This is a genomic window from Orlajensenia leifsoniae (assembly GCF_004570845.1).
Classification (GTDB): Bacteria; Actinomycetota; Actinomycetes; order Actinomycetales; family Microbacteriaceae; genus Orlajensenia; species Orlajensenia leifsoniae.
The window spans coordinates 106,101-128,254 of the sequence record NZ_SPQZ01000003.1 but is presented as its reverse complement, the minus strand read 5'-3'; the positions used below and the strand labels follow the sequence as shown (position 1 = coordinate 128,254).

20 protein-coding genes and 1 tRNA gene are annotated in these 22,154 nt (G+C 68.6%); 12 read left to right on the top strand and 9 right to left on the bottom strand.

The window, feature by feature from the left end; genetic code table 11:
* Nucleotides 1-214 precede the first annotated feature (214 nt).
* The 5 genes from E4M00_RS08510 (at nucleotide 215) to E4M00_RS08490 (ending at nucleotide 5,759) form a co-directional block, all read left to right on the top strand.
* On the top strand, nucleotides 215-1,891 hold the full coding sequence (locus E4M00_RS08510) for a glycoside hydrolase family 13 protein (protein ID WP_135120531.1): 1,677 nt from the start codon (nucleotides 215-217) through the stop codon (nucleotides 1,889-1,891).
* A gap of 101 nt (nucleotides 1,892-1,992) precedes the next feature.
* Complete coding sequence (locus tag E4M00_RS08505) at nucleotides 1,993-3,360, top strand: ABC transporter substrate-binding protein (RefSeq protein ID WP_135120075.1); 1,368 nt, start codon at nucleotides 1,993-1,995, stop codon at nucleotides 3,358-3,360.
* 132 nt (nucleotides 3,361-3,492) lie between these two features.
* Nucleotides 3,493-4,473 carry a carbohydrate ABC transporter permease gene (locus tag E4M00_RS08500; protein ID WP_193555561.1) on the top strand — a complete coding sequence of 327 codons (981 nt, stop codon included), beginning with the start codon at nucleotides 3,493-3,495 and terminating at the stop codon, nucleotides 4,471-4,473.
* A 71-nt stretch (nucleotides 4,474-4,544) separates the two neighbouring features.
* Nucleotides 4,545-5,444 (top strand): carbohydrate ABC transporter permease, encoded by a 900-nt coding sequence (locus tag E4M00_RS08495; RefSeq protein ID WP_420813445.1) that lies wholly within the window; start codon nucleotides 4,545-4,547, stop codon nucleotides 5,442-5,444.
* Nucleotides 5,445-5,686: 242 nt separating this feature from the next.
* Nucleotides 5,687-5,759 (top strand) — tRNA-Arg (locus E4M00_RS08490).
* Nucleotides 5,760-5,908: 149 nt separating this feature from the next.
* On the opposite strand, the gene E4M00_RS08485 is transcribed toward E4M00_RS08490, so the two are convergent.
* Nucleotides 5,909-7,480, bottom strand: a complete 1,572-nt coding sequence (locus E4M00_RS08485; RefSeq protein ID WP_135120073.1) for an FAD-dependent oxidoreductase — start codon at nucleotides 7,478-7,480, stop codon at nucleotides 5,909-5,911.
* Nucleotides 7,481-7,582: 102 nt separating this feature from the next.
* Here E4M00_RS08485 and E4M00_RS08480 point away from each other — a divergent pair, with 102 nt between their 5' ends.
* Nucleotides 7,583-7,945 (top strand): A1S_2505 family phage non-structural protein, encoded by a 363-nt coding sequence (locus E4M00_RS08480; RefSeq protein WP_135120072.1) that lies wholly within the window; start codon nucleotides 7,583-7,585, stop codon nucleotides 7,943-7,945.
* A gap of 76 nt (nucleotides 7,946-8,021) precedes the next feature.
* Here E4M00_RS08480 and E4M00_RS08475 read toward each other — a convergent pair whose 3' ends face one another.
* The 7 genes from E4M00_RS08475 to E4M00_RS17835 form a co-directional block, all read right to left on the bottom strand.
* On the bottom strand, nucleotides 8,022-8,651 hold the full coding sequence (locus E4M00_RS08475; RefSeq protein ID WP_240036954.1) for a signal peptidase I: 630 nt from the start codon (nucleotides 8,649-8,651) through the stop codon (nucleotides 8,022-8,024).
* A complete protein-coding gene (locus E4M00_RS08470; protein ID WP_135120071.1) occupies nucleotides 8,648-9,382 on the bottom strand; it encodes a hypothetical protein in 735 nt (244 codons plus the stop codon). The genes E4M00_RS08475 and E4M00_RS08470 overlap by 4 nt, the downstream gene beginning before the upstream one ends.
* A gap of 149 nt (nucleotides 9,383-9,531) precedes the next feature.
* A complete protein-coding gene (locus tag E4M00_RS08465; RefSeq protein WP_135120070.1) occupies nucleotides 9,532-10,137 on the bottom strand; it encodes a SipW-dependent-type signal peptide-containing protein in 606 nt (201 codons plus the stop codon).
* A gap of 62 nt (nucleotides 10,138-10,199) precedes the next feature.
* A complete protein-coding gene (locus E4M00_RS08460) occupies nucleotides 10,200-10,757 on the bottom strand; it encodes an alternate-type signal peptide domain-containing protein (RefSeq protein ID WP_167756855.1) in 558 nt (185 codons plus the stop codon).
* A gap of 937 nt (nucleotides 10,758-11,694) precedes the next feature.
* Nucleotides 11,695-12,132, bottom strand: a complete 438-nt coding sequence (locus tag E4M00_RS08455) for a MarR family winged helix-turn-helix transcriptional regulator (protein ID WP_056169492.1) — start codon at nucleotides 12,130-12,132, stop codon at nucleotides 11,695-11,697.
* Nucleotides 12,133-12,509: 377 nt separating this feature from the next.
* On the bottom strand, nucleotides 12,510-14,147 hold the full coding sequence (locus tag E4M00_RS08450) for an MFS transporter (protein WP_135120068.1): 1,638 nt from the start codon (nucleotides 14,145-14,147) through the stop codon (nucleotides 12,510-12,512).
* A complete protein-coding gene (locus E4M00_RS17835; RefSeq protein WP_167756854.1) occupies nucleotides 14,144-14,296 on the bottom strand; it encodes a hypothetical protein in 153 nt (50 codons plus the stop codon). Before E4M00_RS17835 ends, E4M00_RS08450 begins: the two co-directional genes overlap by 4 nt.
* Nucleotides 14,297-14,388: 92 nt before the next feature.
* Between E4M00_RS17835 and E4M00_RS08445 the strand changes: the two genes are divergently transcribed.
* The 6 genes from E4M00_RS08445 to E4M00_RS08420 all read left to right on the top strand — a co-directional run bounded on the left by E4M00_RS08445 (nucleotide 14,389) and on the right by E4M00_RS08420 (nucleotide 21,247).
* Nucleotides 14,389-14,892 carry a MarR family winged helix-turn-helix transcriptional regulator gene (locus E4M00_RS08445; protein ID WP_204772980.1) on the top strand — a complete coding sequence of 168 codons (504 nt, stop codon included), beginning with the start codon at nucleotides 14,389-14,391 and terminating at the stop codon, nucleotides 14,890-14,892.
* A 31-nt stretch (nucleotides 14,893-14,923) separates the two neighbouring features.
* A complete protein-coding gene (locus tag E4M00_RS08440) occupies nucleotides 14,924-16,687 on the top strand; it encodes a cation:proton antiporter (protein ID WP_135120067.1) in 1,764 nt (587 codons plus the stop codon).
* 376 nt (nucleotides 16,688-17,063) lie between these two features.
* Entirely contained in the window at nucleotides 17,064-18,218 is a 1,155-nt protein-coding gene (locus E4M00_RS08435; RefSeq protein WP_135120066.1) for an LLM class flavin-dependent oxidoreductase, read from the top strand.
* Nucleotides 18,205-19,293, top strand: a complete 1,089-nt coding sequence (locus E4M00_RS08430; protein WP_135120065.1) for an amino acid ABC transporter permease — start codon at nucleotides 18,205-18,207, stop codon at nucleotides 19,291-19,293. The genes E4M00_RS08435 and E4M00_RS08430 overlap by 14 nt, the downstream gene beginning before the upstream one ends.
* Nucleotides 19,290-20,120 (top strand): amino acid ABC transporter ATP-binding protein, encoded by an 831-nt coding sequence (locus E4M00_RS08425; protein WP_135120064.1) that lies wholly within the window; start codon nucleotides 19,290-19,292, stop codon nucleotides 20,118-20,120. Before E4M00_RS08430 ends, E4M00_RS08425 begins: the two co-directional genes overlap by 4 nt.
* 113 nt (nucleotides 20,121-20,233) lie before the next feature.
* Nucleotides 20,234-21,247 (top strand): ABC transporter substrate-binding protein, encoded by a 1,014-nt coding sequence (locus tag E4M00_RS08420; RefSeq protein ID WP_135120063.1) that lies wholly within the window; start codon nucleotides 20,234-20,236, stop codon nucleotides 21,245-21,247.
* Between the two features lie 397 nt (nucleotides 21,248-21,644).
* On the opposite strand, the gene E4M00_RS08415 is transcribed toward E4M00_RS08420, so the two are convergent.
* Entirely contained in the window at nucleotides 21,645-22,142 is a 498-nt protein-coding gene (locus E4M00_RS08415; protein WP_135120062.1) for a GNAT family N-acetyltransferase, read from the bottom strand.
* Between the last annotated feature and the right edge of the window lie 12 nt (nucleotides 22,143-22,154).

The following is a 22,154-nucleotide window of genomic DNA, read 5'->3' as shown; positions in this document are numbered from 1 at the left end:
GGGCGAGCGGGAGAGCGAGTGGTGTGGACTTGCGGCCCGCCTGCACGAAACTTTACGCAGATTTGAGCAAGCTGCTTGCGGATTGTTGAATTGTTGCGTCAATCTGTTACAAACACTACGTTCGTCCTCACGCCGATGGAGTCGCTCGTAGAACAGCCCTCAGCGGTGCGCACGACACCCGTGCCAGACGCGATGAGGAGCCATCCGAGTGACCATGTCAGTACTCGATGCCGGAACACCGGAGCAGGCGTCGGCCGATGCGCTGTGGTGGCGCAGTGCCGTCATCTACCAGGTGTACGTGCGCAGCTTCGCGGACAGCGACGGCGATGGAACCGGCGACCTCCGCGGCGTGCGTCAGCACCTCCAGTACCTGAAGGACCTCGGCGTCGACGCCATCTGGTTCAACCCGTGGTACCCGTCGCCGCTCGCCGACGGCGGCTACGACGTCAGCGACTACCGCGACATCCACCCCGCGTTCGGCACCCTCGACGAGGCCGAGCTCCTCATCAGCGAGGCGCTGGCCCTCGGCATCCGCACGATCATCGACATCGTCCCGAACCACGTGAGCGATCAGCATCCGTGGTTCCAGCAGGCTCTCGCGGCCGGCCCCGGATCGCCGGAGCGCGAGCGCTTCTGGTTCCACCCCGGCCTCGGCGAGAACGGCGACGAGATGCCCAACCACTGGGTCTCGAACTTCGCTGGCGACACCTGGACCCGCACGACCGACCCCGACGGCACCGCGGGCGAGTGGTACCTGCACCTGTTCACCCCCGAGCAGCCCGACCTCAACTGGAACCACCCCGACGTCGTCGCCGAGCACGAGGACATCCTGCGCTTCTGGTTCGACCGCGGGGTCGCCGGCGTGCGCATCGACTCGGCCGGCCTGCTCATCAAGGACCCGACCCTGGCCGAGGTGCCCGAGAACCCGGGTCCGGGGGAGCACCCCACCGAGGACCGCGACGAGGTGCACGACGTCTACCGCGCGTGGCGCCGCATCGCCGACTCCTACGAGGGCACCCGTGTGCTCGTCGGAGAGGTCTGGGTTCCGGATGCGAAGCGCTTCGCCGACTACCTGCGGCCCGACGAGATGCACACCGCCTTCAACTTCGACTTCATGTCGCGCCCGTGGGGTGCCGAGGAGTTCCGGGCCTCGATCGACCTGATGCTCGCTGCCCATGCCCCCGTCGGAGCTCCGAGCACCTGGGTGCTGTCGAACCACGACGTGACCCGTCCGGTGACCCGCTACGGCCGTGAGGACTCGTCGTTCGCCTTCGTCAAGAAGCGCTTCGGCACCCCGACCGACCTCGATCTCGGCACCCGCCGTGCCCGCGCTGCGGCGCTCCTCACGGCCGCCCTGCCCGGATCGCTCTACATCTACCAGGGCGACGAGCTCGGCCTGCCCGAGGTGGAGCTGCCGACGACCCTGCTGCAGGATCCGATGCACTACCGCTCGGGCGGCGTCGACCCCGGGCGGGACGGATGCCGCGTGCCCCTGCCCTGGCGCGGCACCGCTGCGCCCTTCGGCTTCAGCCCCGCACAGGCGTCGAGCGCGCCCTGGCTGCCGCAGCCCGACGACTGGTCGGCGCTCACCGTCGAGGCGCAGGAGGCCGACCCGGCCTCCATGCTCAGGCTCTACCGCGAGGCCCTCCGCATCCGTCGACGGGAGGAGGAACTCGGCGACGGGACCCTCACCTGGCTCGACGACGCTGCCGACGGCGGCTCCGACGTGCTCGCCTTCACCCGCGGCGAGCGCTTCCTCTGCGTCACCAACCTCTCGGCCACCGCGGTCGAGCTCCCCGAGCACGACAGCATCCTGCTCGCCAGCACCCCGCTCGACGGCGGACTGCTGCCCACTGACTCCACGGCCTGGCTGCGCATCACGCCCAGTTGACCGCAGAGGCGGCTCGGAGCATCCGGCCGCGAGAAGCACCACCACCCAGCACCGACAACCCACCACCACACCAGCAACACAGCATCGAAAGGACCACGACAATGAAGTCAGCAGCCAAGGTCGCGATCGCGTCATTCGCCGCGCTCGCCCTGGCCGGCACACTCGCCGGCTGCGGTACCGGATCGGGCGACGAAAGCGGAAAGCTCGAACTCCGCGTCGCCACCTTCCCGCCCGGAGCCGATCAGGCCGCCTACGACGCCTTCGCCGTTCAGGAGAAGCAGTTCGAGAAGCTCAACCCCGACATCGACGTCATCGGCGTCGAGTACGAGTGGAAGGCTCCCACCTTCGCCGCCCAGCTCGCCGGCGGCAGCCTCCCCGACGTCTTCACGGTGCCGTTCACCGACACCAAGACCCTGCTCGAGAACGGCCAGCTCATGGACGTGACGAAGGAGGTCAAGGACCTCGGGTACGCCGACAAGTTCAACCCGATCATCATCGGGGAGGTGCAGGACGACGACGGCAACATCTTCGGCTTCCCGCGCCAGGCCTACGCCATGGGCCTGCACTACAACCGCGACCTGTTCACCGCGGCCGGCCTCGACCCCGACCAGCCTCCGACCACGTGGGAGGAAGTGCGCGCAGACGCGAAGGCCATCGCCGAGAAGACCGGCAAGGCCGGCTACGCCACGATGACCATGGGCAACACCGGTGGCTGGCAGCTCACCGCGCAGTCGATCTCGCGCGGCGCCGAGATGCAGAAGGACAACGGCGACGGCAGCTACACGTCGACGCTGAACAACGACGGCACGAAGGCCACGCTCGAGTACTTCCACGACCTGCGCTGGGAGGACGACTCGATGGGCGACAACTTCCTGCTCGACTGGGGAAGCATCAACCAGGAGTTCGCCGCGGGCAACCTCGGCATGTACACCAGTGGCTCCGACGTCTACACGGCCCTCGTCCGGGACTTCTCCATGAAGCCCGAGCAGTACGGCCTCACCGTCATCCCGACCGAGGGTGCTGACGCCGGCGTGCTCGGAGGCGGCGACATCGCCGTGATGAGCCCGAAGATCGACGACGCCCACAAGGCCGCCGGTGTGAAGTGGATCGACTGGTACTACATGCAGAAACTGCTGAACAAGGATGCCGCGCAGGCTGACGCGAAGGCCCTGGCCGACAGCGACCAGGCCGTCGGTACCCCGGTTCTGCCTGTGCTCGACAAGGCGACCTACGACCAGCAGCAGGAATGGATCAAGCCCTACGTCAACGTTCCGACCGACCAGATGGCCGGATTCTTCAACGGCATCTTCGACCAGAAGCCCGTCGGCGAGTTCAAGGGTCAGACCCAGCCCATCTACGGCCTGCTCGACAACGTCATCCAGGCCGTGCTGACCGACGAGAACGCCGACGTCGACGCCCTCCTCACGAAGGCCGACTCCGACGCCCAGGCCCTGCTCGACGGGCAGTAAGCCGCTTCGGTGACGGATGCCGGTTCCCAGCGCTCGCGCCGGGAGCCGGCATCCGCACCCCCACTCATCACCGGTCACCTCACCCCGAGAGTCACCAGGGTCATCGCAGCCCCACACGAAGGAACCCGCACCATGACAGTCACGGATCATCCGCCCGTGGTCAGAGACGCACTACCGCCCGAGCCTCCGGCATCCGTCGCCCCGAGGCGACGCCGCAAGCGCAACCCGGCCACGTGGGTGCGCGGAGGCGGGCTGTCGAACCTGATCTTCCTCGCCCCGATGCTCATCGTGTTCACCGTGTTCAGCTGGTCGCCGATCGTGCAGTCGGTCATCATGAGCTTCCAGAAGACCAACCTCGTGCAGCCGGCCACCTGGGTCGGGCTCGACAACTTCGAGCGGGTGCTCAGCGATCCCAACCTCGGCACCGCCATCGTCAACACGCTGTACTTCGCGTTCCTGGCGCTGCTCTTCGGATTCCCGATCCCGCTGTTCCTCGCCGTGCTCATGAGCGAGGTGAAGCGCGGCAAGGGCCTCTACAGCGCCCTCGCGTACATGCCCGTCGTCATCCCGCCCGTGGTCGCCGTGCTGCTCTGGAAGGTCTTCTACGACGCCAGTCCGAACGGCGTGTTCAACACCATGCTCGGTTGGGTCGGCATCCCGCCGCAGCCCTGGCTGCAGAGCGCTGCCACGGCCATGCCGTCGCTCGTGATCGAGGCGACCTGGGCCGCTGCCGGCGGATCGATCATCATCTACCTCGCGGCCCTCATCAGCGTGCCGCCCGAGCTCTACGACGCCGCCGAGGTCGACGGAGCCGGCATCTGGCGCAAGGTGTGGCACGTGACGCTGCCGCAGCTGCGCGGGGTGCTGTTCATCATGCTCATCCTGCAGATCATCGCGACATCGCAGGTGTTCCTCGAGCCCTACCTCTTCACCGGCGGCGGGCCGAACAACGCGACCCTGACCATCCTGCTGCTCATCTATCGCTACGCCTTCCAGAACTCCCTCGGGGGCGACTACGGAGAGGCCACGGCGCTGAGCCTCATGCTCGCGATCTTCCTCGGCCTCATGAGCTGGGCGTACTTCAAGCTGACCGAACGATGGAGCACCAATTGACCACCAGTGTGAGTTCGGATGCCGCCGGCCGCCGTGCGCTGATCGGGGACACGAAGCCCCGCCGCAAGAAGGTGCGGAAGTCGCTCGACGACGAGGCCGACCGCGGCGTGCTCTCGGAGCACGAGCGCCGGCGCGGGGGAGTGCGCGCCTCGATGACCGGCGTGCACGTCGTGCTCTTCGTGGGACTCGTCGTCGCGGGGCTCGGGCCGATCCTGTGGTTGGCGAAGGCCGCCGTCACCCCCACGCAGGACACCCTGCAGCATCCGTTCGAGCTCTGGCCGAACGGCATCGACTGGGCGAACCTGTCGACGGCGTGGAACGACGTGCACATCGACCAGTACTTCGTGAACACCCTGGTGATCGCCGCGGGTTCCTGGCTGTTCCAGGTGCTCGTCGCCACGACGGCCGGCTACGCCCTCTCGGTGCTGAAGCCGAAGTACGCGCCGATCCTCAACATGGCTGTGCTCGCGACGATGTTCATTCCGGCGGTGGTGCTTCTGGTGCCGCTGTACCTGACGATCCTGCATCCGCCGGTCATCGGAACCTCGCTGCTCAACACCTACTGGGCGGTATGGCTGCCTGCCGCGGCGAACGCCTTCAACATCCTGCTGGTCAAGCGCTTCTTCGACAACCTCCCGCGTGAGGTGTTCGAGGCGGCGAAGACCGACGGAGCCGGACCGTTCCGCGTGTTCTGGTCGATCGTGTTGCCGATGTCGCGGCCGATCCTCGGCGTCGTCTCGGTGTTCGCGATCATCGCGGCCTGGAAGGACTTCCTCTGGCCGCTGCTCGTCCTCCCCGACCCGGCGGTGCAGCCGCTGTCGGTGCGCCTGCCCGCGGTGCAGTCGCAGACCGAGCTCGACGTGTTCCTCGCGGCGCTCGCCATCTCGACGATCATCCCGGTGGCGCTCTTCCTCATCTTCCAGCGGCTCTTCCTGCGGAGCGCCGGACTGGGTGGTGCAGTGAAGGGGTGACGGATGCGGGGCGCCGTCCGTCCGCCCACCGGTCGTCATCCGCCTGCAGAGACACACCCACCCCCCCCGCCCGCAGAGACACGGGAGCGCGCAGCGAGCGCGTCGAAGTGCGTCGACGCCGAGCGGGAGGAGGGTGCGCCCGGCCAGCCTCGAAGCGGCATCCGCCCCTCGAATTGGTGAGACGCCCCACCCTGGGATATAGTCTGTAGGTTGCTTCCGGCCGGTTGGCCGGGGGAGAACATGCGCCCGTAGCTCAACGGATAGAGCATCTGACTACGGATCAGAAGGTTGGGGGTTCGAATCCCTCCGGGCGCACAGCAGGCCCCGTCTTCGGACGGGGCCTTTTCTGTTTCCCGGCGCTTGCTCGTGCGTGGAACCCCCGCATTCGACTCGCGCCGCCTCACTCGGCGGGGTTCACGTGACCCGGCGGGTGTTCCTGGATCCGCCGAGGCCTGGGCAGCAGGTCAGCGGCGTGCCAGCCCGACCTTCGCCGGGCCCTCGAGACGTCGGCCTGTAGCGGAGAAGCGCGATCCGTGGGCCGGGCAGTCCCAGCTCGCCTCGGCGTCGTTCCAGGCGAGCACGGCCCCGAGGTGCGGGCACACGCCCGACACCCGGCAGGTGGCGCCGGCGACGGTGGACTCGCCGACGGGCGAGAGGCCGACCCGGCCGACGACACCGGAGCCTTCCACGGGGACGTCGCCCGGGAGGCGGCGGGTCATCGCCCTGGCCCAGCCCACCGCGTAGTGCTTGCCCACCGCGGCGTTCATGCCGATGCCCGTGCCGATGGCAGCCGGAAGCGTCATGCGGTGTCGCATCGGCACGGCCCAGCCGGGCAGCTCGCCGAGCAGGTCGCCCGCGAGGGTGAGCGCGCACTGCGCCGCGTTCGTCATGCCCCACTTGCTGTAGCCCGTCGCCAGGAAGATGCGCCCGCGCCCTCGAGGCAGCCAGCCCACGAACGGAACCCCGTGCGGGGTCGCGTAGTCCTGGGCGCTCCAGGCGTGCGTGCGCTGAGCTCCGGCCCAGTGCGTCGTCGTCCACTGCTCGAGGTCGGCGACGAGCGACGCCGGTGACGGATGCCGCCCCACCCCGTGTCCGTTGCCGCCGACGAGCAGGAGCTCGCCCGCCTCCGATCCCGACCCCGCCTCCGCGCCCGGCGCTGCCGCCGCATCCGGGGCCGTTCGGATCGACCGCGTCGGACCGTCGACGCTCAGGTACATGTCCGGAGGCAGGGCCGCGCCGGGAACCCGATAGCTCGCCGCGTACGAACGTTCGGCGTCGAGCTTCGCGAAGTACAGGCCGCGATCGAGGATGGGCGACCCGGTCGCGAGGACGAGGCGCTCGCAGCTGTACTCTCCACGGGTCGTCCGCACGCGGACGGGCCGCCCGGCGCGCACGCCGAGCACCGTCGTCGCATCGTGGATGACGCCTCCCATGGCCCGGAGCTCAGCCGCGAGGGCGGACAGCAGCAGCATCGGATCGAACTGCGCCTGGTTCGCCAGCCTCACGGCCCGGTGCGTCGCGAACGGCAGCCCGGCATCGGAGAGAAGCGTCACGGGCAGCCCAGCGGACTGGGCCAGCTCGTACTCCTTCTCCACGGTGGCGATGCCATCGGGACTCGCAGCGTAGCTGAGGGCCGCACGGCGTTCGACGGGGACGCGGTGCTCCGCGGCGAAGTCGAGCACCCACCGCTGGCCGGCCTCGTTGGCGTCGACGTACGCCTGCGTCACGCCGCGGGTGTTCCGGCTCGCCACCTGCTGCAGGTGGGCGCCCTGGAGCACGCTGAGCTTGGCCGTGCTGTTGCCCGTCGCCACTGCGCCGACGCCGCGGGCCTCGAGCACGGTGACGCGACGACCGGCGCGGGCGAGGAGCAGGGCGGTGATGAGCCCGGTGATGCCCGCGCCCACGACGATCTCGTCGACATCGCGCGCGGCGGCCTCGAGGCCGAGTCCGTGGCGGTCGGTCTCGATACCGGGTGATCGAGCGGTCCAGAGCGAGGTTCTGGACGAGGTCCCGGGCGAGGTCAGGAGCGAGGTCATGCTGCGACGCTAGGCTCGTGCATCCGCTCCGGCAACGGCTTGCGCATGCCATCCGGTCGTGCAGGCATTGCGCATCCGCCCGCCTCGGAGCATCGTGGTGGCATGATCACCAGCCTCGGTCCTGACGAGATCTTCGTGTTCGGCTCGAATGCGAGCGGTGCCCACGGGGGCGGAGCCGCCAGGTTCGCCGCCGACCACTTCGGCGCGGTGTGGGGGCAGGCGGAGGGGCTGCAGGGCCGCAGCTACGGAATCGACACCATGAGCGGGCTGCCGACGATCGAGAAGCAGGTGGACACCTTCCTCGAGTTCGCGGTGCAGCATCCGGAACTCCGCTTCCTCGTCACGGAGATCGGTTGCGGCATCGCGGGCTACAGGCCCGAGCAGATCGCGCCGTACTTCGGCGACGCGACGCAGAACGTGGTGCTGCCCGACGCCTTCGTCAGCGTGCTCGAGAAGCGACCTTGACCGTCGCGCTCACGCACGTCGAATGACGGGCGCGTCTGGCGCGAGCCCGTGGTCCGGGCCGGTCGTCGGAGGACGCCTAGTCGTCGACGGATGCCGCAGGCTCGGCGGCATCCATCTCCCGGCGACGCCGCATCGAGACGATCACCCCCGAGACGATCATAAAGGCGGCGTAGCCGAACAGGGCGACGGCGAGGCCGGGCACGATCCACGAGCGCGTGTCGCCGGTGACCGCGGTGCTCACGTAGCCGACGAACGGCACGCTGTACCAGAGCCGGCCCTTGATCTGCTCGGCAACGACCGGCGGGTCCTCGGCGGCGTTGTTGTCGCCCTTCAGGGTGAAGGAGTAGCTGCCATCGCTCGCCGAGGTCACATCGATCACCCGGTGGGTGATGACGTCGGGCTCGCCCGAGCGGATCTGGTACGTCACCACGTCACCGACCCGGATCTCGGCCGGCTTCACGGGCCCGACGACCACGAGGGTGCCGGGCGGCAGCGTCGGCTCCATCGACTGCGTGAGCACGGTGAGCGGAGTGGCGCCGCCCACCTTCGGCACGACGATGAGCAGGGCCGCGAGCGCCACGACGAGGCCGAGCAGACCGATGCTCAGCCCCATCCCGATGTAATGCAGAACGCCGCGCTCGCGAGGCGCCGGTGTGGCGTCGGTGGTGGTCGTCGTCTGCACGGGTGTGGGTGCTGTGGTGGTCACGGTGTCCTCCGTCGGCGGGAGCGGTAGGGCAGGAGGAGAGCGAGCACGCCTCCAGCGATGAGGGCGACGGATGCCGACAGCCAGGTGATCGCGTCGGTTCCGGTCGAGGAGAGGGAATCGCCCGACGGGGCGGTCGGGCCGGATGCACCAGCGGGGGCCGGCAGTGCTGTCGGGCCGACGGATGCCGTCGGTTCGGGCTCCGGCGTCGCCGGGGGAGTGGGAGTCGTCGTGGGCGTCGGCTCCGGGTCGGGATCGCCGAGCACCGGCAGGTGGGCGCCGTCTCCGTCGCACTCGGCGTCGTCGAGCCACGGGGACGTGGCGTCGCGGAGTCCGACGGCGACCGTCGCCCCGGCGGTGGAGCTCTGCGCGACGGACCCGTCGACGTCGGCCATCGTGAGTCGGAAGGTGATGGGGATGGCCGCTCCCGGCTGGATGTACTGCTCGCCCAGCAGCATGAAGCAGCTCTCCGTGGTCGCGAAGGTCATCAGGTCGCCGGTCGGTTGGAGCGTCGTCGTCGCGCGCAGCGACAGGGCTTCGGCGTAGTCGTCGTCGTCGACGTTCACCTGGGTCGCGTTCACGCGGATCACGAGAGGGGACGGGCCGTCGTTGCGCACCCACAGACGTGCGGTCTCCCGCTGGCCGGGAACGATGGCCCCGAGACCGGCGAAGAGGGCGCCGCGCGGATCGGCCGCGAAGTGGACTCCGTCGCGGCTGAAGGAGGCTGCGTCCATCGGAGACGCGGATGCAGGGGAGGATGCCGGAGAAGCAGATGCGTGAGGAGCGGCGGCCGCGCCGACCAGAACACCGCAACCCAGCATGCCGATCACCGCCACACCGAGCAGGCGTCCCGCGCGGGACGAGCGCCGGATGCGGGGTCGGTTCATGAGGTCCTTTGCGTGGCCGTGTAGGTCACGGTGAAGGTCGTGGTGGCGTTCTGGAGTTCATTGCCTGCGGTCGAGTCGAGCTTGAGCTCCATGCAGTAGCGGGTCTTGGCCTCGGTGGCCGCGACGGGCAGGACGACAGGAGCCGTCGGGCCGAAGGCGTTGAGCTTGCCGCTCACGCCGCCCGTCATTCCCGCGGTGCAGGTCGCCGCCGACGGGGTGATCGTGAGCGTCACTGCGCTCGCCATGCCTGCTGGGGTCGACGTGTTGACAGCGACTGTCGCGACCAGATCCGCGCTCGACCCGCCCGTGTAACCGACCTCGTACGAGCCGAGCACCGAGGTACCGGGCAGGAGCTTCGTCGACAGGCCGCCGAGGTTCTGGTTGCTGATCGACAGGCTGAGTGAGCCGGCCGAGATGGTCGCGGGCGAGACCGCAGCCTGACTGTTCCACAGTGCGAACGTTCCGCCGGAGGTGGCGACGGTGACGGCGCAGACGGCCAGGATCGCGCCGATGAGGATCGACATCCGCCCGTGGAGGGAGGAGGAGCCGCGCTCACGGCGCATCGGGGCCGCTGCCCGCGACAGCTGTCTCTGATTGCGCATGAACTCCTCCTCCCTTCAGGTGCGTGATGTCAGGTGCGTGACTTCGGGTGAATCGCTGCTCGTTACGGAGCGACCTGCAGCGCCGTGAAGGTGATCGCGCTCAGGTCGGCCGCGCCGAGCTTGGCCGTGTTGTCGACGGTCGAGCCAGCGGGCAGGGTGATGGTGAGCACCACGTCGAGGGTGGTCGTGCCCTCGGCGAACGGGGTCGTGCCGGTGACAGTCGTGCCGGCCTTCTTGACGACCAGCGTGGTGCCGGAGGCGAGGGCGGTGGCGAGGGCCGTGTTGGCTGCCGTGACCGGCGTCTTGGCGGTGATCGACGTCGCGTTGAACGTCACGTTGCCGGCCAGGTGGGTGCCCGTCGCCGTCACGGTCACGGTTCCCGTGTAGGTGACCTTGGTGCCGGGAGCGAAGACCACGGCCTGCGGGTTGGTGATGGCGGTCGCGGTGGCGGTCGTCGTGTCGGTCCAGGTTCCCGAGGTCGCCGTGGTGAGCGTTCCTGCGGTGATCGTTCCCGCGTTCACGCCGACGCTGTCGTTCCACAGCGCGAACGTGCCAGCGCCGCCGAGGAGAAGGGCGATGCCGGCTGCGCCTGCGATCGACCCCTTGATGATCTTGTTCATGTGGTGCGGTTCCTTCCGGATGAGCGTGCCGACGCACGGGCTCACCACGAATGGCGCGGCCGTGTCGGCCCGAAGTCGCGCCTCACGCGAGGCGGAACACTGATGTAGGGCTCGTGCTGAGTACTCGTCAACTTGACGTGTACCTCGGCCGACTGTATATGTCGGCATAACGACCGACCTAGCGATGTACCCCGGAATCGGTGCACCCAGTACTGGTGTCACACGAGCAGGGGCGAACGGGCGTGGATCGCCGTATTTCCCGGCCCTGATGCACGGGTCTGGCCGCGCGACGCACGGAACATGCTCGCAACACACTCGAAACGGCACTCTGGCCGGGTCCGATGCACGACATCGACGGTCGACCCGGGGGACACGCGAACTCGATGATGTACCGCAATGGCCCCATTTCCGACCCCCGGTCCCCCTTTATGCCGTCCGTTGTACCCCGACGTTTTCCGCCCATCTCACCGGGGATTTCGGCCGCAGAACCTGGTCCGGCGCATCCGGCACCCCCCACTCGGGGTACTTTGTGGTGGGGAGCCGGGACACTAGGCTCACCTCAAGGTGTCTGCCACGCGGATGCCCCAAACCCGATTACGCGTCACTACCGAGCGCCGCCCCTAGCGCCCTCCTGTGACGGCACACACGTCAGCCGACCCGAAAGGCACGTGGACATGGAGCCCGAACTCCGTTTGCCCACACTGGAGCACCCCGCTCCGGCTGTGCTCGGTCATGCCCCGACTGCGCTTCGCGCGGTATCAGGGAGCCTGTGTGGCGCGCCATCGGTGTGCTCTCGACGGGCCATGTTCGGGTAGCCCGGCCGAGATGGCAATCCTGCGAGGGACTGCCGCGATGGGGCGGGGAGTAGGGTCTCCGTCCCATCGTTCTTTTAACCCCACCGCCCGTACGCTTCGCTGGGCCCTCTGCGGGCGGGAGCTCAGCTCTCGCCGTCGCGCAGCTTGTCGCAGAGACGGGCGAGCTCGGTCAGCTCGGCGGTGTCGAGCTTGGTGCCGACACGCTGGCGGATCGACTCGGCGTGCTCGACGGCGACTCGACGGTAGGCGTCGTAGCCGGCATCCGTCAGCGTGACGATGGCACCCCGGCCATCGCTCGGGTCGGTGATCTTGTCGAGGAAGCCGCGCGACACGAGGCGGTCGACGAGGCGGCTCACGCTGGGCTGAGTGAGCAGCACGTGCTTGTTGAGGTCGCGCAGGCGCAGGCTTCGTCCGGGTTGACGCGAGATGTTGAACATCACGTCGTACTCGTTGAACGAGATGTCGTGAGCGGGGAACTCGTGGGTGAGGGTTCGCATCACAGCGACCTGGGCGCGGAACAGCGACTCCCACGCTACGACGGCCGTTGCTTTGTTCGACATGCCTGTCCTCCCCTTCGAGGTACAAGAATAGGGGGCGGCGACCTCAGGCGTGCGCAGGCGGAGTCATGCGGGGCGGATGAGCGCTCTGGACAGGGCTTCTCTCCACGTCGCGAGCCGACCCGGGCGCTGTGCCGAGCTGGTTCTGCTGCGCCCGGCGAGTGAGGGTGAACTCCCCCCGGACGTGATTGAGGGCCGGTCGTTGAGGCTAACGACCGGCCCTCTCCCTTGCACCAAGAGTGTCCTGCAATCACATTCCGCGTCAGCCGCCACAGCAAACAACTGACGCTGAATCGAATATATAACGAAGAGGTAACGGCCGCTAGTACCCCGTGGATGAATTCTCAGAATTCACATGAGTCCCATAAGAATCGCTCAGCTCACACTGCGGGAGCGGCGGTTGTGTCGGGCTCCGGCGTGCCGGTCTCCTCGTCCTCGCGCGGGCGACCCGAGCCCAGCGAGATCGTGGTGAGCAGGCCGAGGGCGAGGAATCCGGCGGCGGTGAAGGCGGCGTAGCGGGTCGCGTCGCTGAAGGCGTCGCGGGCGGCATCCGCCGCCTCGGGCGACTTCTCCTCCAGTGCGGGAATCGCGGAGCCGGAACTGTCGACCACGAGATCGACGACCTGCTCGCGGGCGGCGGCATCCGGAATCGTCGACTCGAGGGTGGTATCGAGAGTGCTGCCGAGCGATGTGAACAGCACCGTGCCGAGCACGGCGATTCCGAGCGCCGATCCGAACTGGCGAGCCGTGCTCTGGGTTCCGGATGCCTGCCCGCTCTGCTCCACCGGGACATCGACGAGCACCACCCCGGTCAGCTGCGCCGTCGCGAGTCCGACGCCGAAGCCGTAGACGAACAGGCCGATCACGATCTGCCACCACGGGGTGTCGCTCGAGATCACGAGAGCGACGAGCACCAGGCCGATGATCTCGAACAGGATGCCTGCCCGCACGATCCACACGGGAGCGAAGCGGTGGCCGAACGCGCCGGCTGCCCCGCTCGCCCCGAAGGAGCCGATCGCCAGGGCGAGCAGCACGTACCCGGTCTGCAGGGCGTCGTAGCCGAGTACGTTCTGCATCCAGAGCGGTAGCGACAGGATGATGCCGAACTCGCCGAGCGAGACGATGAGGGCTGCGATGTTGCCGTTGCGGAACGACGTCAGCCTGAACAGGGAGAACGCGATCATCGTGCTCTGGCCCCGCCGTTGCCGCCGGAGGCCCCACCAGATGAACGCGGCGCCGGCCACCAGGGTGACGGCGAAGACGATGGGGATGGGCGAGATGGTGAGCGGCCAGGTCCAGTCGCCGATGGTCAGGTCGTCCGCGGTGAGCCACCAGCCGTAGGTGCGACCCTCGATGAGGCCGAAGACGAGGCTGGCCGAGGTGATCACCGAGAGCACGGCGCCGACGACATCGACGCGAGACGGATGCGCCGCCTTCGACTCGGTGACGGCGAAGAGGGCTCCGACGACGATGAGGATGCCGAGCGGCACGTTGATGCCGAACGCCCAGCGCCAGGAGTACTCGGTGGTGAGCCATCCGCCGAGGAGTGGTCCTACGGCAGCCATGCCCCCGATCGTCGATCCCCAGACTGCGAAGGCGATACCGCGTTCCCTGCCCCGGAAGGTCGCATTGATGAGGGAGAGGGTCGTCGGCAGGATCATGGCGCCGCCGATGCCCTGGATGACGCGCGAGAAGATCAGGAACTCGCCCGTCGGCGCGAGGGCGGCCATGATGCTCGCCAGGGCGAAGATCGAGATGCCGATGATCAGCATCCGTCGTCGTCCCCACTGGTCGGCGAGGGTGCCGAAGACCAGCAGCAGCGCGGCGAACACGAGGGTGTAGCTCTCCTGTACCCACTGCACCTGCGTGGAGCTGATGTCGAGGTCGTCGATGATCGACGGGATCGCCACGTTGACGATCGTGGAGTCGACGATGATCAGGGCGACGGCGAGGCTGATGACGACGAGGCCGAGCCAGCGGCGACGATCGCCGGTGACCGACGGATGCTGCTCGCTCATGTCGTGGGTGCTTCCGGTTCGGTGACATCGTCGAGGAATGCCGTGATGACGGCCTGCTCCTCGGGGGTGAAGTCCGCGAGGGTATCGCGCACGACCCGTTCGGCCCGCAGACGCTGCTCGCGCAGAGTCTCGTCCTGTCTCGGTTCCATGATTCCTCCGTTCACCGGAATTCTGTCTCTGCAATCGTAAGTCTCTGTCACCGAGAGTTTATTCCCCGTCCGGCTTCGGCCACAATGAGACTGTGGACGAAACGGGCGTCGAGGAGACGGGTGTCGAGGCGGGCAGCCTGCGACGGATCACGCGAGCCCACCAGCGACTGCACTCGGCGACGGAGCAGGTGTCCAGCGCCTTCGCTTCGCTGCAGGGCCTCCATCAGATCGACCTCGAGGCGCTCCTCGCCGTGATGAACGCGGAGCGAGCCGGATCGCCGCTGACCCCGGGTCAGCTCGGAGCCGCCGTGCGGTTGAGCTCAGCGGCGACCACGGGCCTCGTCGACAGGCTGGAGCGGGCGGGTCACCTCGTGCGCCGCCGTGACGACGAGGACCGCCGTCGCGTGCACCTCTACTACGCCGACGCGAGCATGAAGGTGGCCGAGCAGTTCTTCGGCCCGCTCGGGAAGATCTCGTCAGACCTCCTGGCCCGCTACACGCCCCAGGAGCGCGAGCTCATCACCGGATATCTCGAAGCGGCCGCCGACGGGATGGCCGCCCACGCTCGTGCTCTGCAGGAGCCCGGCGACAACTGACTCCGCACCGCGGGTGCTCGAGGGGGAACGCATGGACGTGCTGGTCATCGGAGTACTGGGTGTGCTCGCCATCGTGCTCGCGGCACAGGCGTCGGGCAAGCTCGGTGTCGCGGCACCGCTCCTGCTCGTCGTGCTCGGCATCGGCGTGAGTCTGCTGCCGTTCGTCGGGGACATCGAGATCGAGCCCGAGTGGATCCTCGCCGGTGTGCTGCCGCCGCTGCTCTACTCCGCTGCGGTGTCGATGCCCACGATGGAGTTCCGCCGCGACTTCCGGGCCATCGCCGGCCTCTCCGTCATCCTCGTCGTCCTGAGCTCGGTGCTCCTCGGCCTCCTGTTCGCCTGGCTCATCCCGGGGCTCGGGCTGGCGGCCGCGATCGCCCTCGGTGCCATCGTCAGCCCGACGGATGCCGTGGCCACCTCCATCGTGAAGAAGCTCGGCGTCTCGCCCCGCATCGTCGCCGTGCTCGAGGGCGAGAGCCTGTTGAACGACGCGACGGCGCTGGTGCTGCTGCGCTCGGCCATCGCCGCGACGGCCGCCACGGTCTCGTTCTGGGGCGTTCTGGGCGACTTCGCCTACGCCGTCGCTGTGGCCGTCGTCATCGGCGTCGCCGTCGGCTGGCTCAACCTGCGGCTGCGGCACCGCGTGAAGGACGCCGCGGTCAACACCGCCATCTCGTTCACGATCCCGTTCATCGCCTCGGTGCCCGCCGAGGTGCTCGGCGCCTCCGGCCTCGTGGCGGCTGTGGCGGCCGGGCTCGTCACCGGAATCGGCGCGCCGCGCTGGCTCACTCCGGCCCATCGGTTCTCGGATGCCCAGAACTGGCGCACCATCGAGCTGCTGCTCGAGGGTGCTGTCTTCCTGGTGATGGGCCTCGAGCTCTGGACGCTGCTCGACGATGTCGGCACGGCGGACAACGGGCTCTGGACAGCGCTGTGGATCGGCGCAGTGGCCCTCGTGGCCACAGTCCTGGTGCGAACCGCCTACGTGGTTCCGCTGCTGCAGGGGCTGGCTCGCTCGGCCAGGCGCAAGGCGGCGCGCACCGAGCAGTTCGGTGCGATCCAGGAGCGCATCGACCAGATGGAGGCTGGAACACCGGCGCTCGGCGACGGGCAGACCGGCGGCGATCCCCGGCGCAGTCGTGGCATGCCGCCGGGGGACCCGACGCGTATGGAGGATCGCCCGATCCCGAAGCTGCGGCCGGGAGACGCCGACAGGTTCCGTGACCGCGTGGTGCGCTACGTCGCCGACGTCGACTACATGCAGGCCGAGCCCCTCGGAGTGAAGCAGGGCGCCGTCGTGGTCTGGGCCGGCATGCGCGGCGTGGTCACCCTCGCGGCGGCGCAGACCCTGCCGCAGGACACGGAATCGCGCTCGCTGCTCGTGCTCATCGCCTTCGTCGTGGCGGCGCTGTCGCTGCTCATCCAGGGCGGAACCCTCGGCTGGCTGGCCCGCCGTCTCGGGCTCACCGGCATCGGCGTGAACATCGAGGAGCGCGAGCGCCTCTCGACCGAACTCAGGGAGGTGTCCATGAAGGTGCTCGCCGACAGGGGCATCGATCCGCGCGAGATGATGCGCCGCGGCACCGATGAGACGGCATCCGACGTGCCGGATCCGAAGCCGGACTTCGATCGGGTTCGTGCCGTGCGCGTGGAGATGATCGACGCGCAGCGGGTGCGCCTCCTCGAGCTGCAGAAGGCGGGCACCTATTCATCGGCCGCCCTCACCTGGGCGCTCCAGTCGCTCGACGCCGACCAGATCAGCATCGAGCTGCACGCGCCCGACGCCGGGGAGTAGCGGCGACGGCTGACTGCGCTTCGAACGCGGACTGCGTCCGGTTCTCAGCGAGCGGCTCGCCAGGTCTCGCCCGCTGAGGGCCGAGCGGAGCGACCGCCACTTTCCGCTCGCTGAGGGCCGAGCGCAGCGACCGCCCGAAGCGCATCAATGGGTCGTGGCTCGATGAGCCCGCGCTTCGACCGCGGGCTTCGCCCGGGCCTCAGCGAACGGGAGACGAGCGGGGCGCCATTGCACGCGGGCGACCGCGGTGCCAGCATCCGTCACCGCTGTGACAGTTCGTGACGATAGTGACGAACTGTGAAACATGGCGCTGGTCAGGCCCTCCGGCCTCGACATACCTTCTGGGCACCACCCGCTCACAGGAAGGAAGCCAGCCATGCCCATCGAATTCCTCGGAATCGCCGGTCTGAACGACGGCGGCGAGACCCGCGCCCGGAGCGGCGCCAGTTTCGACAAGGACTACACCCTCCGGTTCGCCCGGGCCCACGAGGACAACGGCTGGGATCGCATCCTGTTCGCGTACCACTCCGGCTCGCCGGACCCCGCAGCGGCCGCGGCCTACATCGCGGGCAAGCTCGATCACCTGCAGATCCTCCTCGCTCACCGCCCCAACGTGTCGTACCCGACTTACGCGGCGAAGGTCTTCGCCACCCTCGACCAGATCAGCGACGGTCGCCTGAGCGTGCACTTCATCACCGGTGGCAGCACGGCCGACCAGGCAGCCGAGGGCGACTTCCTCACGAAGGACGAGCGATACGCCCGCACCGGCGAGTACATCCGCATCGTCAAGCAGGCGCTGACCAGCCGCACGCCGTTCAGCCACGAGGGCGAGCACTACCGCTTCGAGAACTTCGTGAGCGACATCTTCCCGGTGCAGCAGCCCCGGGTGCCGATCTCCTTCGGCGGGTCCTCACCGGCCGCGTACGCCGTCGGTGCGGCCGAGGCCGACATCTTCGCCCTCTGGGGTGAACCCCTCAGCGACACCGCGGCGCAGATCGAGACCATCCGCGCCGCTTCCCGAGCCGCCGGGCGCAGCACGCCGCCGCGCATCCAGGTCGCGTTCCGACCGATCATCGCCGCGACGGACGCCCTCGCCTGGGAGAAGGCGGAGCGCATCCTCGGGCAGATCGAGCAGCGCGCAGGAGCCCTCCGTGAGAGCGCGCCGGCCTTCTTCTCCGCTCCGGCCGAGAATGCCGGAACCCAGCGCCTGCTCGAGATCGCCGACCGCGGCGACCGCCACGATCGAGCGCTGTGGACCAAGCCGGCCCGGCTCACGGGTGGCCGCGGCAACTCGAACGCGCTCGTCGGCAGCCCCGAGACGGTCACCGCAGCGCTGCTCGATTACATCGACCTGGGCGTCGACATCATCTCGGCCCGCGGCTACGACTTCATCGACGACACGATCGACTTCGGTCGCTACGTGATCCCGCTGGTGCGAGCCGAGGTGGCGGCCCGCGATGCCGCCTCGTCGGCCGCCGTCGCCTCGTCAGCTGCGTCCTCCCGCGACGAGGTGCGTCATGACGCCGCCTGAGACCGGAGCACCGGTGCAGTACCGCACATCGGTGACGACGGATGCCGCAGCCCCGACCCCGGCGCCGATCGTCGTGAACAGCGAGCCGGCCGCACCTCAGGCGCCGGACGCCGGTGCCCGTGCCCAGCTCGAGGTGGTGCATCCGAAGCACTGGACCCGCTGGATCCTGAGCGCCGTCGCCGTGTTCTTCGTGGCCCAGTTCCTCTGGTCGCTCGTGACGAACGGCCAGTACCGCTGGGATGTCTTCGCGGAGTTCTTCTTCAGCGACGCCGTTGTGAAGGGCCTCGGCCTGACTCTCTGGCTCACCGTGATCGCCGGGGCCGTCGGATTCGCCCTCGGCGGCCTGCTCGCCGTCGCCAGACTGTCGAAGTCGCCGTTGCTCAATTCGCTGGCGTGGAGCTTCATCTGGTTCTTCCGATCGGTGCCCCTCGTGGTGCAGTTGGTGGTCTGGTACAACCTCGGCTACCTCTATCCGCAGCTGGGACTCGGCTGGCCGTTCACCACGGACTTCTGGTTCGCATCGTTCGAAACGGTGACACTCATCTCCTCGTTCGCAGCGGCCGTGCTCGGTCTGTCACTGCATCAGGCCGCCTACTCGGCGGAGATCATCCGCGCCGGCATCCTCTCGGTCGACCAGGGCCAGCTCGAGGCGGCGGCGGCACTCGGCCTGCCGAGGCGGGTGCGGTTCTTCCGCATCATCCTGCCGCAGGCCGCCCGGGCCATCGTGCCCAACGCCTTCAACGAGGTGATCGGTCTCGTGAAGGGCACCTCGGTGGTGTTCGTCGTCGCGCTGCCCGAGCTGTTCTACACGGTGCAGGTGGTCTACAACCGCAATCAGCTGGTCATCCCGCTGCTGCTCGTCGCCGTGGTCTGGTACGCGATCATCACGACAGTCCTCTCGATCGCGCAGTTCTACATCGAGCGCCGCTTCTCGCGAGGAGCGCTGCGCGTGCTCCCGCCCACGCCGATCCAGCGCGCGACCGGCTGGGTGCGCACGCAGTGGGCGCGGCTCGACGACACGCCATCCGTCGCCGACGAACCCGCGATCGACACCCCGACAGTAGCTGCCCGATGACTACGACCACCCGCCTCGCGCCATCGTTCGACGAGAACATCACCGCGGCGCCGTCCCGCCGCAGCACCGACGGACTCGTCGAGATCAGCGGAGTCAGCAAGTCCTATGGGCCGCACGAGGTGCTGCACGACATCGACCTGACCATCGAGCCCGGCGAGGTCGTGGCCCTGCTCGGTCCGTCGGGGTCCGGCAAGTCGACCCTGCTGCGCGCGATCAACCACCTCGAGAGCGTCGATCGCGGCTCCGTCACCATCGACGGCCAGTACATCGGCTACGAGCGTCGCGGCGACAAGCTCTACGAGCTGCACGAGAAGGAGGTGCTGAAGCGCCGCACGCAGGTGGGGATGGTGTTCCAGAACTTCAACCTGTTCCCGCACCTCACGGCCATCGAGAACATCGTCGAGGCTCCCATCGCCCTCGGACGCCTCAGCAAGACGGATGCCCGGGAGCTCGCGCTCGGACTGCTGGCGCGGGTCGGACTCTCCGACAAGGCCGACCACTACCCGCGCCAACTCTCGGGCGGACAGCAGCAGCGGGTCGCCATCGCCCGGGCGCTCGCGCTGAAGCCCAAGGTTCTGCTCTTCGACGAGCCCACCAGCGCCCTCGACCCCGAACTCGTCGGCGAGGTGCTCGCCGTGATCGGTGAGCTCACGAAGCTCGGCACGACGCTGGTCATCGTGACCCACGAGATCGGGTTCGCCCGGGAGGTGGCTGATCGCGTGGTCTTCCTCGACGGCGGGCGCGTGCTCGAGCAGGGGACGCCCGCGCGCGTGCTCCTGCATCCACAGCATCCGCGCACCCAGGACTTCCTGCGGAAGGTGCTCTGACCGAGGCCCCGCAGGCCCACCCCACGTTCCTCTCGGCACCCATCCGCCGGGAGGGCAGACCCCGCGCGCCCACTCGGGCTCCGCGGATCCCACATCAGGAGAAGAGGCACATCATGGCAGCCAACAAGAAGAAGGTCGGCGTGATCGTCGGTGGCGTCGCCGTCGTCGCGATCGTCGGCGGCATCATCGCAGCCGTCGCGGTCAACGGGGCGGGCGGCGGTTCGGCCGAGGCGGCTCCGGCACCGACGCCCACCTCGACCGAGCTCGAGTTCGACCTCACGAGCAAGAACGTCGACGGACGCCCGCGAATCGATCCCGTTCCCGAGGCCGTCGCCGCGCTGAAGGCCAGCGGCTTCGAGCCCGTCACGGCCGGCTCGCTCACCGTCGTCGGCAGCGCCTACATCCCGCCGCTCGGCTTCCTCGCCGAGGACGACAATGCGACCCTCCTCGGCAGCGAGCCCGACTTCGGCCAGCTCATCGCCGACGGCCTGGGACTGAAGCTCAAGAGCGAGGTCGCGGCGTGGGCCGACTGGCCTCTCGGCATCCAGTCGGGCAAGTACGACCTCATCACCTCGAACGTCACCGTGACCGAGGAGCGCAAGGACCTGTTCGACTTCGCGTCCTACCGCAACGACGAGCTCGGCTTCTACGTGCGCAGTGACAGCGACATCACCTCGATCAAGGATGCCGAGGATGTCGCCGGCCTGTCGATCATCGTCGGCTCCGGCACCAACCAGGAGAAGATCCTGCTCGCCTGGGACGAGGAGAACAAGGCCGCCGGGCTCGACCCCGTCGACTTCCAGTACTTCGACGACGACGCAGCCGGCACCCTTGCGCTGCAGTCAGGTCGCGTCGACGCGACCTTCGGTCCGAACGCGACGGCCGCGTACAAGGCGGCTGTCGACGGCAAGACGAAGCTCGTCGGCCTCGTGAACGGCGGCTACCCCGCCAACGCGCAGATCGCCGCGGGCACCGCCAAGGGCAACGGCCTCATCGAAGCCGTCAACATCGTGCTGAACTACGCGATCGAGAACGGCCAGTACGACGAGATCCTCAAGCGCTGGGGCCTCGAGTCCGAGGGCATCGAGAAGAGCGAGGTCAACCCGGCCGGCCTTCCGCGCGGGTGAGCTGTCGGACCTGAACGGCGAACGGCCCCTCTCCGTGGGAGAGGGGCCATTCGTGTTCGTGGACGCGTCACTCCAGGCGTCGCTCTTCCTCGGCCTCGAGGCGGGCCTTCTCGGCGTCGCGTCGCTCCTGCTCCTTCTGGATGCGCTCTTCCTCAGGCGTCTTGTCCGTCATGAGAACTCCGTTCTGGTCGGTGACAGGAGGCTACTCTCCCGCGCCGCCGCCCCGCTGGTCGAGTAGGCCGTGAGCGCAGCGAGCAGCCGTCGGTCCCCGCTGGTCGAGTAGGCCGTGAGCACAGCGAGCAGCCGTATCGAGACCACTCTCAACGTCGCGCCGACGCGGGTGCGATCTCGATACGCGTCCTCGCTGCGCTCGGTCGCTACTCGATCAGCGGTGTGGTCAGCGGGTGAGTTCGCGCGCGAAGCAGAGCGACATCGGCAGGGCGTCATACGGCGCATAGACGGGGATCGGCGTGTAGCCGAGCCACTCGTAGAGGCGCACGGCCTCGGGCTGGCGGTCGCCGGTCTGCAGGATGAGCCGCGTCGCGTCCTCCGCCACGGCTGCCGCTTCCACGGCCTCGATCAGCGACTTCGAGATGCCGTGTCCGCGGTGGCTGCGCAGGGTGACGACGCGCTTCAGCTCCCACTCCTGGCCGAGACGGCGCAGGGCTGCGTGGCCGACGGCCTCGCCGTCGACGACGGCCAGGTAGGTCGCACGGATGTCGGCCGGGTTCAGTGTCAGCGCCTTCCGCGCCTCCTCGGCGGCAGCCTGATCCCAGTCGTCCCACGCCGAGGCGTAGCGCGCGCCCATCTCCTCGTCCATGGCGGTGCGGAGCGCCACGGCGCGCGGGTCGTCCCAGACCACGGACTCGATCGTGAGCGAGGGGGTCTCCGCCATGGTGTTCTCCTT

Excerpts from the sequence above, each read along its gene's own strand:
- E4M00_RS08510 (WP_135120531.1), top strand. The coding sequence starts at position 215 with ATGTCAGTACTCGATGCCGGAACACCGGAGCAGGCGTCGGCCGATGCG.
- E4M00_RS08505 (WP_135120075.1), top strand. The coding sequence starts at position 1,993 with ATGAAGTCAGCAGCCAAGGTCGCGATCGCGTCATTCGCCGCGCTCGCC.
- E4M00_RS08500 (WP_193555561.1), top strand. The coding sequence starts at position 3,493 with ATGACAGTCACGGATCATCCGCCCGTGGTCAGAGACGCACTACCGCCC.
- E4M00_RS08485 (WP_135120073.1), bottom strand. The coding sequence starts at position 7,480 with ATGACCTCGCTCCTGACCTCGCCCGGGACCTCGTCCAGAACCTCGCTC.
- E4M00_RS08480 (WP_135120072.1), top strand. The coding sequence starts at position 7,583 with ATGATCACCAGCCTCGGTCCTGACGAGATCTTCGTGTTCGGCTCGAAT.
- E4M00_RS08470 (WP_135120071.1), bottom strand. The coding sequence starts at position 9,382 with ATGGACGCAGCCTCCTTCAGCCGCGACGGAGTCCACTTCGCGGCCGAT.
- E4M00_RS08465 (WP_135120070.1), bottom strand. The coding sequence starts at position 10,137 with ATGCGCAATCAGAGACAGCTGTCGCGGGCAGCGGCCCCGATGCGCCGT.
- E4M00_RS08460 (WP_167756855.1), bottom strand. The coding sequence starts at position 10,757 with ATGAACAAGATCATCAAGGGGTCGATCGCAGGCGCAGCCGGCATCGCC.
- E4M00_RS08455 (WP_056169492.1), bottom strand. The coding sequence starts at position 12,132 with ATGTCGAACAAAGCAACGGCCGTCGTAGCGTGGGAGTCGCTGTTCCGC.
- E4M00_RS08450 (WP_135120068.1), bottom strand. The coding sequence starts at position 14,147 with ATGAGCGAGCAGCATCCGTCGGTCACCGGCGATCGTCGCCGCTGGCTC.
- E4M00_RS17835 (WP_167756854.1), bottom strand. The coding sequence starts at position 14,296 with ATGGAACCGAGACAGGACGAGACTCTGCGCGAGCAGCGTCTGCGGGCC.
- E4M00_RS08440 (WP_135120067.1), top strand. The coding sequence starts at position 14,924 with ATGGACGTGCTGGTCATCGGAGTACTGGGTGTGCTCGCCATCGTGCTC.
- E4M00_RS08435 (WP_135120066.1), top strand. The coding sequence starts at position 17,064 with ATGCCCATCGAATTCCTCGGAATCGCCGGTCTGAACGACGGCGGCGAG.
- E4M00_RS08430 (WP_135120065.1), top strand. The coding sequence starts at position 18,205 with ATGACGCCGCCTGAGACCGGAGCACCGGTGCAGTACCGCACATCGGTG.
- E4M00_RS08425 (WP_135120064.1), top strand. The coding sequence starts at position 19,290 with ATGACTACGACCACCCGCCTCGCGCCATCGTTCGACGAGAACATCACC.
- E4M00_RS08420 (WP_135120063.1), top strand. The coding sequence starts at position 20,234 with ATGGCAGCCAACAAGAAGAAGGTCGGCGTGATCGTCGGTGGCGTCGCC.
- E4M00_RS08415 (WP_135120062.1), bottom strand. The coding sequence starts at position 22,142 with ATGGCGGAGACCCCCTCGCTCACGATCGAGTCCGTGGTCTGGGACGAC.